This is a genomic window from Saccharomonospora iraqiensis subsp. iraqiensis (assembly GCF_000430445.1).
In the GTDB taxonomy this organism is placed as follows: domain Bacteria; phylum Actinomycetota; class Actinomycetes; order Mycobacteriales; family Pseudonocardiaceae; genus Saccharomonospora; species Saccharomonospora iraqiensis.
Genome location: NZ_KE387066.1, coordinates 19084 through 28838, shown reverse-complemented (window position 1 = coordinate 28838; position 9755 = coordinate 19084). Strand labels below are relative to the sequence as shown.

General features: G+C 70.7%; 9 protein-coding genes. All 9 read right to left on the bottom strand.

The features are described 5' to 3' along the window. The coding region (locus ACTIR_RS22030) for an NADH-quinone oxidoreductase subunit G (RefSeq protein WP_034238705.1) at nt 1-1565 on the bottom strand (1565 nt) is incomplete at its 3' end. Next, nucleotides 1562-2851 carry an NADH-quinone oxidoreductase subunit NuoF gene (gene nuoF, locus ACTIR_RS0106430; RefSeq protein WP_026453642.1) on the bottom strand — a complete coding sequence of 430 codons (1290 nt, stop codon included), beginning with the start codon at nt 2849-2851 and terminating at the stop codon, nt 1562-1564. The genes nuoF and ACTIR_RS22030, both read right to left, overlap by 4 nt. A 67-nt stretch (nt 2852-2918) precedes the next feature. Further along, nucleotides 2919-3779 carry an NADH-quinone oxidoreductase subunit NuoE gene (gene nuoE / locus ACTIR_RS0106425; protein WP_026453641.1) on the bottom strand — a complete coding sequence of 287 codons (861 nt, stop codon included), beginning with the start codon at nt 3777-3779 and terminating at the stop codon, nt 2919-2921. Next, nucleotides 3776-5149 carry an NADH-quinone oxidoreductase subunit D gene (locus ACTIR_RS0106420; protein ID WP_026453640.1) on the bottom strand — a complete coding sequence of 458 codons (1374 nt, stop codon included), beginning with the start codon at nt 5147-5149 and terminating at the stop codon, nt 3776-3778. Before ACTIR_RS0106420 ends, nuoE begins: the two co-directional genes overlap by 4 nt. Then, nucleotides 5146-5919 carry an NADH-quinone oxidoreductase subunit C gene (locus ACTIR_RS0106415; RefSeq protein ID WP_026453639.1) on the bottom strand — a complete coding sequence of 258 codons (774 nt, stop codon included), beginning with the start codon at nt 5917-5919 and terminating at the stop codon, nt 5146-5148. Before ACTIR_RS0106415 ends, ACTIR_RS0106420 begins: the two co-directional genes overlap by 4 nt. After that, nucleotides 5919-6467, bottom strand: coding sequence for a NuoB/complex I 20 kDa subunit family protein (locus ACTIR_RS0106410; RefSeq protein WP_007025201.1), 549 nt, complete (start codon nt 6465-6467; stop codon nt 5919-5921). Before ACTIR_RS0106410 ends, ACTIR_RS0106415 begins: the two co-directional genes overlap by 1 nt. 7 nt (nt 6468-6474) lie before the next feature. After that, entirely contained in the window at nt 6475-6894 is a 420-nt protein-coding gene (locus tag ACTIR_RS0106405; RefSeq protein WP_007025202.1) for an NADH-quinone oxidoreductase subunit A, read from the bottom strand. Nucleotides 6895-7671: 777 nt separating this feature from the next. Further along, nucleotides 7672-8946, bottom strand: coding sequence for a geranylgeranyl reductase family protein (locus ACTIR_RS0106400; RefSeq protein WP_026453638.1), 1275 nt, complete (start codon nt 8944-8946; stop codon nt 7672-7674). A 10-nt stretch (nt 8947-8956) separates the two neighbouring features. Continuing rightward, entirely contained in the window at nt 8957-9655 is a 699-nt protein-coding gene (locus ACTIR_RS0106395) for a demethylmenaquinone methyltransferase (protein ID WP_026453637.1), read from the bottom strand. Between the last annotated feature and the right edge of the window lie 100 nt (nt 9656-9755).

Sequence of the window (9755 nt, the reverse complement as noted above, 5' to 3'; positions counted from 1 at the left end):
CGCGCCCCGGTGCGCCCGGCCAGCCGGTCCAGTGCGCCGAACAGGCCGGGCACCTCGGCCGCGCGCTCCCCGACCAGCACCACGGCACCCTCGGTGCGCAGTTTCGCGTCCACATCGGGCGCGTGCCCGGCCAGGCCGTCCACCGCCTCGGCCTCGGCACCCGGCAGGCACGCCAGCAGCTCACCGAAGGTGCGTTCCACGGCGGGCGTCGTCCACTGTCCGATGTGTACGACACGGACGCCGTTGTCCCGGGCGCCCTTGCGCAGCCGCAGGAAGACCAGCGGCGATTCCTCCTCCGGCTCGAACGCCACGCACAGCACCGCCGGCGCGTTCTCCAGGTCGGTGAAGGTGACCCCGCCGTTCTCCGGCGCGGTGCCCACCACCCGGGAGGCGAGGAAGTCCAGTTCCTCGTCGGAGTGCGCCCGCGCCCGGTGGTCGATGTCGTTGGTGCGCAACGCGATCCGGGCGAACTTGCCGTAGGCGTAGGCGTCCTCCACGGTCAGTCGCCCGCCGGGCAGCACGCCGACGCCCCGGCCGTCGCGGGCCTTTGTCAGCCCCTCGGCGGCCACCCGCAGCGCCTCCGTCCACGACGCCTCCCGGAGTTCGCCGGACTCGGCGTCGCGCACCAGCGGCGTGCGGATCCGGTGCTCCGCGGTGGTGTAGCGGAACGCGAAGCGGCCCTTGTCGCAGTTCCACTCCTCGTTCACCTCGGGCTCGTCCCCCGCGAGCCTGCGCATCACCCGGCCACGCCGGAAGTCGGTGCGCTGCGCGCAGCCGGACGAGCAGTGCTCGCACACGCTCGGCGAGGACACCAGGTCGAACGGCCGCGAGCGGAACCGGTACTGGGCGCTGGTCAGCGCGCCCACCGGGCAGATCTGGATGGTGTTGCCGGAGAAGTACGACTGGAACGGCGTCCCCGCCCCGGTGCGCGAGGCCGAGTCGAACACATCCGCCGTCTCGGAGGTGCCGATCTGCTGGTGCGCACCACGCTCCAGCAGGTCGATGAACGGATCGCCCGCGATCTGCGCGGAGAAGCGGGTGCAGCGCTGGCACAGCACGCACCGCTCACGGTCCAGCAGCACCTCGGTGGAGATCGGCAGCGGCTTCGGGAACGTCCGCTTCTGGTCCCGGAACCGGGACTCCGGCCGCCCGTGCGCCATCGCCTGGTTCTGCAGCGGGCACTCCCCGCCCTTGTCGCAGATCGGGCAGTCCAGCGGGTGGTTGATCAGCAGCAGCTCCATCACGCCCTGCTGCGCCTTGTCCGCCACCGGCGACGTCTTCTGCGTCTTCACGACCATGCCGTCGGCCACGGTCATCGTGCAGGAGGCCTGCGGCTTGGGCATCGGCCGCCCGTTCATCTCGACCTCGACCAGGCACTGCCGGCACGCGCCCGCCGGGTCGAGCAGCGGGTGGTCGCAGAACCGCGGGATCACGGTGCCCATCCGTTCGGCGGTGCGGATCAGCAGCTCGCCCTTGGGGGCGACGACCTCCTCACCGTCGATGGTGAGCTTGACGTGGCCCTCGGGAACGGGCGTGTCCGAGGACGTCTCGGGTGCGATGGTCATGATGCTCCCACCAGTTCGGGCGAGGACGCCCGGTTGCTCTCACACAGTGCGAGGAACTCGTCCCGGAAGTACTTGATGCCGCTGGTGATCGGGCTGACGGCGCCGTCACCGAGGGCGCAGAACGCCCGGCCGAGGATGTTGTCGCACACGTCGAGCAGCGTGTCGATGTCCTCCTCGGTGCCGTGCCCGTCGACCATCCGCTCCAGCACCTTGGCCAGCCAGAAGGTGCCCTCCCGGCACGGGGTGCACTTGCCGCAGGACTCGTGCTCGTAGAACTGCGTCCACTTCATCACCGCCCAGGGCACCGAGACGGTCTCGTTGAACACCTGCACGGCCGTGGTGCCGAGCATCGAGCCGGCCTCGGCCGCGCCCTCGAAGTCCAGCGGCACGTCCAGGTGCTCGGCGGTGAACAGCGGGGTCGACGACCCGCCGGGTGTCCAGAACTTCAGCGGGATGCCGTCCTTCATCCCGCCCGCCAGGTCGAGCAGCTCCCGCAGCGTCGTGCCCAGCGGGGCCTCGTACTGGCCGGGCCGCTCGACGTGCCCGGAGATCGAGTAGATCTTCGGGCCGGGCGACTTCTCCGAGCCCATCGTGCGGAACCAGTCCACCCCGCCGCTGACGATGTAGGGCACGGTGGCGATGGTCTCCACGTTGTTCACCGTGGTCGGCTTCGCGTAGAGGCCGGACGCGGCCGGGAACGGCGGCTTCAGCCGGGGCTGTCCGCGCCTGCCCTCCAGCGAGTCGAGCAGCGCCGTCTCCTCGCCGCAGATGTAGGCGCCCGCACCGGCGTGCACGACGATGTCCAGGTCGAACCCGGAGCCGAGGATGTCGGTGCCCAGATACCCCGCGTCGTAGGCCTCCCGCACCGCGGCCTGCAGCCTGCGCATCGGGTGCAGGGCCTCGCCGCGGACGTAGATGAAGCACCGGTGCGCCCGCATCGCGTACGAGGCGATGATGCAGCCCTCGATCAGCGAGTGCGGGTCGGCCATCATCAGCGGGATGTCCTTGCAGGTGCCCGGCTCACCCTCGTCCGCGTTGATGACGAGATAGTGCGGCTTGTCCTCATTGGGCGGCATGAACGACCACTTCACGCCCGCGGGGAAGCCCGCGCCGCCGCGGCCGCGCAGACCCGCGTCCTTGATCAGCTGCACGATCTGCTCGGGCGTACCGGCCAGGGCCTTGCGCACGGCGGTGTAGCCCTCGAGCTTCTCGTAGGTCGCCAGCCGCCAGGACTGCGGCGAGAGCCACCGCTTCGTCAACACCGGCGTCAGCGGATCGGCACTCATTTCGCCTCCTGTGTCCTGCGGGACACCCGCACCCGGTCGGCTCGATGAGCACGGATGACATGCTCGCTCATTTCGCCTCCGTTTCCGGCAGGGGCGCCTCATCCGGCATCATCGGGGCCGTCCAGCCCCGGTCCGCCGCGAGCTGGGCGCCCCGTACCGTCTCCACCGCCTGCGACGGTCCGTCCACATCGGAGCGGAAGACGTTCTCGTCGTCGGGGAAGAACCCGGCGAGCTGGCGCTCGACCGACTTGAAGTCGGACAGCGGAGCGCCCCGCGTCGGCTGCGGTTTCTCCCCGGCACGCAGGGCGTCGACGAGCTCGACCGCCGTGTCCGGCGTCTGGTTGTCGAAGTACTCGTAGTTCACCTGCAGCACCGGGGCGAAGTCGCAGGCCGCGAGGCACTCGGCGTGTTCGAGGGTGACCGAGCCCGGCTCCCCCGGCTCGCCCGCCGTCTGCTCGTGGCCGAGCGGCTCGCCGTCGTCCCCGAGATGCTCGGCCAGCCGCCGGTAGATCGCGTCCCCGCCGAGCGCCGCGCACAACGTGTTGGTGCAGACGCTGACCAGGTGCTGCCCGCACGGCCTGCGCTTGTACATCGTGTAGAACGTGACCACGGCGCTGACCTCGGCCTCGGACAGGTTCAACTGCCGGGCGCAGAAGGCCACCCCCTCCTGGGAGACGTACCCCTGCACCGACTGCACCAGGTGCAGCATCGGCAGCAGCGCCGACCGGGACTCGGGGTACCGCCCGGCCAGCTCCCGCGCCCGCTGTTCGGTCTCCGGGCCGAACGGGTCGGCGGGGGTGTCCTCGCTGAGCATCCCGTCCGCGCGCACCGGTGAGATCGCCAGCACGTCGACGTCGTCGGACGCGGCGGCGTGGGTCCGCTCGGCCTGCTGCGGCCCGCTGCGCGGTGTCTCGGAAGACTCGGTCATCGGTCCACTCCCCCCATCACCGGGTCGATCGAGGCGATGGCCGCGATGACATCGGCGACCAGGCCGCCCTCGGCCATCGCGGGCATCGCCTGGAGGTTGACGAAGCTGGGCTCCCGGACGTGCACGCGCAGCGGCCGCGTCCCGCCGTCGGAGACGAGGTGGTAGCCCATCTCCCCACGCGGCGACTCCACCGGCACGTACACCTGGCCCGGCGGCACCCGGAAGCCCTCGGTGACCAGCTTGAAGTGGTGGATCAGGGACTCCATCGACTGGCCCATGATCTTGCGGACGTGCTCCAGCGAGTTGCCGAGACCGTCGGAGGAGATGGACAGCTGCGCGGGCCAGGCGATCTTCTTGTCCTCGACCATCACCGGGCCGGGCTCGATCTTGTCCAGTACCTGCCGGATGATGCGCAGCGACTGGTGCATCTCCTCCACCCGCAGCAGGTAGCGCGCCCAGCAGTCCGCCTCGGTGGAGGTGGGTACCTCGAAGTCGAACTCGTCGTAGCAGGAGTACGGCTCCACCTTGCGCAGGTCCCAGGCCAGCCCCGCCGAACGCAGCACCGGGCCGGTGACACCGAGCGAGAGGCAGGCGTCCACCGGCAGGTAGCCCACGCCCTTGAGCCGGTTGCGCCAGATCGGCTGGCCGGTGAACAGCTTGTCGTACAGCGGCAGCCGCTCGTCCATGACCTTGCAGAACGCCTCGACCTGCTCGACCCAGTCGTCCGGCATGTCCTGGGCGAGGCCGCCGGGCCGGATGAACGCGTGGTTCATCCGCAGGCCGGTGAGGTGTTCGAGCAGGTGCAGGACCTCCTCGCGCTCCCGGAAGCCCAGGGTCATCGCCGTGGTGGCGCCCAGCTCCATGCCGCCGGTGGCGATGTAGACGAAGTGCGAGGCCAGCCGGTTGAGCTCCAGCAGCAGCACCCGCAGCAGCTGCGCGCGGCGCGGCACCTCGATGCCGAGCAGCTTCTCCACCCCGAGGCAGTAGGCCATCTCGTTGGACAGCGGCGCGAGGTAGTCCATGCGCGTCACGAAGGTGACGCCCTGGGTCCAGGTGCGGTACTCGGTGTTCTTCTCGATGCCGGTGTGCAGGTAGCCGATGACCGACCGGAGCTGGGTGACGGTCTCACCCTCCATCTCCAGCACGAGCCGGAGCACCCCGTGCGTGGACGGGTGCTGCGGGCCCATGTTGATGACCATGCGCTCCGACTCGGTGGCGTCGGTGAGCACGTCGTCCCAGTCACCGCCGCTGACCGTGTAGACGCGGCCCTCGGTGGTCTCCCGGTGGTCGGCGTACCGGGCGCTGTCGGCGCCCTCGGCCGTGGTGTCGGTGCCCGTGCTGGTCTCGGCGATGCGGTCGCTCGTGGTCATGAGTAGGACCTCCGCGTGTCGGGCGGCGGGATCTCCGCGCCCTTGTACTCCACCGGGATTCCGCCCAGCGGGTAGTCCTTGCGCTGCGGGTGGCCGTCCCAGTCGTCCGGCATGAGGATCCGGGTCAGCGCCGGGTGTCCGTCGTAGACGATGCCGAACATGTCGTAGGCCTCCCGCTCGTGCCAGTCGGCCGTCGGGTAGACCTCGACGATCGACGGCACGTGCGGGTCGTCGATGTCGAGGGTGACCTCCAGCCGGATGCGGCGGCGGAACGTCATCGACGTCAGGTGGTACACCGAGTGCAGCCGTTGCGGCACGTCCTCGCCGTAGTCCACACCGGACACCGAGCTGCACAGTTCGAAGCGGAGCCCGGAGTCGTCCCGCAGGGTGCGGCAGATCGCGACCAGGTGCTCGCGCGACACGTAGAAGGTGATCTCCCCGCGGTCGACGGTGACCTGGAGGATCGACTCCGCCGGGATGCCGTTGTCGGCGAGCGCGGCGAAGAACTCGTCGGCGAACTCGTCGAACCACCCGCCGTAGGGCCGTTCGGCGGGCGGGGGCGAGTAGGCGGGCAACCGCAGACCGCCGTACCCGGAGGTGTCCCCGGTTCCGGAGACACCGAACATGCCGTGCCGTTCCCGGCCCGCGACCACCGGCTCGGCGGGGGCGGCGGGCTGGGTGCCCTCCGGCCGCAGGTCCGGCTCCGCGCGCTCGGCGCTGGACCGTTCCCCGCCCGGGGAGGGTGCGGTCTCGTCGTCAGCCATGCCCATCACTTCTTCGCGTACTTGATCGACGACGGGATGATCTCCGTCTGCTGTCCGCTCTCCGCCCGCAGCGCGGCGCGGCGCGGGCCCATCGGCTCGTCCTGCACCTTGGCGTGCAGCTTGAGGATCGCGTCGAGCAGCATCTCCGGCCGGGGCGGGCAGCCCGGCAGGTACATGTCCACCGGCACGATGTGGTCGACGCCCTGCACGACGGCGTAGTTGTTGAACATCCCGCCGGACGAGGCGCACACGCCCATCGAGAGCACCCAGCGCGGCTCGGCCATCTGGTCGTAGATCTGGCGCAGGACCGGCGCCATCTTCTGGGTCACCCGCCCGGCGACGATCATGAGGTCGGCCTGCCGCGGGGTGGCGCTGAAGCGCTCCATCCCGAACCGGGCGAGGTCGTAGCGGGACCCGCCGGTGGTCATCATCTCGATGGCGCAGCAGGCCAACCCGAAGGTGGCGGGCCACATGGAGTTCTTCCGGGCCCAGTTGACCACGCCCTCCAGCGTCGTCAGCAGGATTCCGTTGGGGAGCTTCTCTTCGAGACCCATGGTTTCGTCAGTTCCAATCCAGCCCGCCGCGCCGCCACACGTAGATGTCGGCGATGAAGAACGTCGCGATGAACAGCGTGATGGCGACCACACCCCACAACCCGAGGAAGTCCGCCGCGACGGCGTAGGGGAACAGGAACACCATCTCGATGTCGAAGAGGATGAACAGCATCGCCGTGACGTAGTAGGCGATCGGCATCCGGCCGGCGCCGACCACCGGCTGCGGCGACGGTTCGATGCCGCACTCGTAGGCGGAGGTCTTCGCCCTGTTGTAGCGGCTGGGGCCGAGCAGCGGTCCGAGCAGCACCGAGAAGAGGCCGAACGCCAGCGCCAACCCGAACAGCAGGACCAGTGGCAGGAAGACACCGAGGCCGGAATCCGCGTTCCCCTGCGCCAGTACCCCTGCCGCGGAAACCGAGGAGTTCACTGCGGCACCATCCTTTCCGCGCCACTGCGTAACGGACGTGATCTGAGTAATCGGTTGGGCGCGACCCTAAGGGACCTGCACCACACCCGGGTGAGTAAGGGCCGCCTTACCTTGTGTGCTCAACCACCTCTGTCACGCACGACGCAACCGAGCTCGCTTGTGAAAGAGTTCACAAACCCGCGGACGCGGTTGTGAAGCCATTCACAAAACATGGGTGCAGTGTAGGACGCGACTCACAACTTGTCGCTAGCCCCCACGGTCCCGATCTCGCGCCACCCACCCGTCGACGCCCTCCCGGCGACAGGCGCCCGGCGTCCGCCCACCGCCCAGACCTGCGCCGACGCCCCCGCGCGGACGTCGGACCGCCGTAAAAGTACAGGCGTACTGTGAGGTTTCCCACTGGCCTCCCGACCACCCCCACCCCGCCGAGTCGACACTCCAGGTCCGCGAGTCGCCGCCCCATGCACGCGAGTCGACACCCCATGCCCACGAGTCGCCGCCGTGTGCCCGCGAGTCGCCGCCGTGTGCCCGCGAGTCGACATCTCAGGCCTGCGAGTCGCCACAGTGTGTCCGCGAGTCGACATTTCAGGCCTGCGGGGGCGTGCATGCCCGACGACCGCGCGCCGGTCCCACTCTCCGTCCTGGAGCGTCGACTCGCCGGCCCGGAGCGGCAACTCGCCGGCCCGGAGCGGCAACTCGCCGGTCCAGGGCGGCAACTCGCCGGCCTGGGGCGGCGACTCGCGGGGCTGGGGTGGCGACTCGCGGGGTGGGGTGGGGTCAGCGGGGGGTGGGGGCTGCCTTGGACAGGGCCGTCACCAGGCGGTCGACGGCGTCGCCGCCGCGGGCGTCGTAGCAGCCGGACATGCCCTTGAACACCAGCGGGATCAACGGCCTGATCCGGAGGCCGTACTTCGTGGCCAGCCGCATGATCCGGGGCTTGCCGATGGCGCGGGCGAACTGGTTGCCGAGCTGGTAGTAGCCGCCCATCAGGTCGGCGACGGCACGCGGGTAGCCGCGCAGCGCGCGCTCCCGGGACGGCCCCTCCGGCCGGGCCAGTGCCTGCACGACGTGCTCGGCGGCCAGACTGGCCGACTCCATCGCGGCGGCGATGCCCTCCCCGTTGAACGGGCTGACCATGCCGCCGGCGTCACCGACCAGCAGCAGTCCGTCGCGGTAGTGCGGGGTGCGGTTGAAGCCCATCGGCAGCCCGGCGCCACCGATCCGGCCGACGGCGTTCTCCTCGCGGTAGCCCCACTCCTCGGGGGTCGAGTCGAGCCACGACCGCAGCAGCTCGCGGTAGTTGGTGTTGCGGAAGGCGGCCGAGGTGGACAGCATCCCCAGCCCCACGTTCACGGTCCCGTCCCCGAGCGGGAACGCCCAGCCGTAGCCGGGCAGCAGCTTCGGTTCGGCCGGATCCCGGCGGTCCCACAGTTCGAGGTGCCCCTCGATGTAGGGGTCGTCGTGCCGGGGGCTGCGGTAATAGCGGCGCACCGCCACCCCCATCGGGCGGCGGTCGTCCTTCTCGATGCCCACCGACAACGCCAGCCGTGCCGACACCCCGTCGCAGGCCAGCACCAACGGCGCGCGGTAGGAGACCGGTTCCTTGTCCGGCCCCTGCTTGGCCCGCACCCCGACCACGCGCCCGGTGCGCTCGTCGGTGATCGCGCCGGTGACGGTGGTGCGCTCGGTCAGCCGCGCCCCCGCCTTGACCGCCGTCGAGGCGAGGACGTCGTCGAAGTCGTGCCGCGTGCGGGCCACCCCGTAGGGCGGGAAGTCGGTCAGCTCCGGCCAGTCGAGTTCGAGCGTCAGCTCGGCGGTGCGGATGCGCAGCCCGCGGTTGTGCACCCAGCCCGCGTCGGGGGAGGTGTCGATGCCGAGGTCGATGAGCTGTTTCACCCCGCGCGGGGTGAGGCCGTCCCCGCAGACCTTGTCCCGGGGGAACGCGCTCTTCTCCAGCAGCAGCACGTCCACGCCCGCGCGGGCGAGGTGGGTGGCCGCGGTCGATCCGGCGGGGCCCGCACCGACGACGATGACCTCGGCGTCCTGAGTCATGCGCGCGAGTCTACGAGTCGGCGTCGGGCTTGCGTGCGCGGTGGATGGCCACGACGCCGAACGTCAGGTTCAGCCACTCGACCCCGACCCACCCGGACTCGGCGATGATCCGGCCGAACCGGCGTTGGTCCGGCCAGTTCAGCATGGATTCGGCCAGGTACGAATAGGCCTCGGGGTTGGACGACACCCGCCGCCCGAGCCAGGTCAGCACCCGCAGCAGCACGGTGCGGTGCAGGAACCGGATCGGGGCGAAGGTCGGGGTGGACACCTCGCAGATCACCAGCCGTCCCCCCGGCCGCACCACCCGGGCGATCTCGGTGAGCGCGGCCCGGGTGTCGACGAAGTTGCGGACGCCGAAACTCACCGTGGCGGCGTCGAAGCTCCCGTCGGCGAACGGGAGCCGGAGCGCGTCGGCGGCCACCCTCGGCACCCCCCGGTGCGCGCCGCCGCGCAGCATGCCGAGCGAGAAGTCCGCGGCCACGCACCACGCCCCGTCCCGGGCGTACTCCTCGGTGGAGACGCCGGTCCCCGCGGCGAGGTCGAGCACCCGCTCGCCGGGGCCCGCCTCGAGGGCCTGCGCGGTGGCGATGCGCCACCGCCGGTCGAAGCCGAAGGTCATGACCGAGTTGGCGCGGTCGTAGTTCTGGGCGACGTCGTCGAACATCGCCGCGACGTCGTTCGGATCCTTGTCCAGGCTCGCTCGGGCCATGCCCGCAGTGTAGTCGGAGCGGGTGAAACCTCCGTCCACCCGCGACCGGCCCCGGCGCTCAGTCCCCGGTGCCGCCGTGCCGGCCCGGGACGGGCCCCGC

Coding starts and splice junctions, on each gene's coding strand:
- nuoE (WP_026453641.1), bottom strand. CDS start 3,779: ATGACCGAGTCTTCCGAGACACCGCGCAGCGGGCCGCAGCAGGCCGAG.
- ACTIR_RS0106420 (WP_026453640.1), bottom strand. CDS start 5,149: ATGACCACGAGCGACCGCATCGCCGAGACCAGCACGGGCACCGACACC.
- nuoF (WP_026453642.1), bottom strand. CDS start 2,851: ATGAGTGCCGATCCGCTGACGCCGGTGTTGACGAAGCGGTGGCTCTCG.
- ACTIR_RS0106395 (WP_026453637.1), bottom strand. CDS start 9,655: ATGGCCCGAGCGAGCCTGGACAAGGATCCGAACGACGTCGCGGCGATG.
- ACTIR_RS0106415 (WP_026453639.1), bottom strand. CDS start 5,919: ATGGGCATGGCTGACGACGAGACCGCACCCTCCCCGGGCGGGGAACGG.
- ACTIR_RS0106400 (WP_026453638.1), bottom strand. CDS start 8,946: ATGACTCAGGACGCCGAGGTCATCGTCGTCGGTGCGGGCCCCGCCGGA.
- ACTIR_RS0106410 (WP_007025201.1), bottom strand. CDS start 6,467: ATGGGTCTCGAAGAGAAGCTCCCCAACGGAATCCTGCTGACGACGCTG.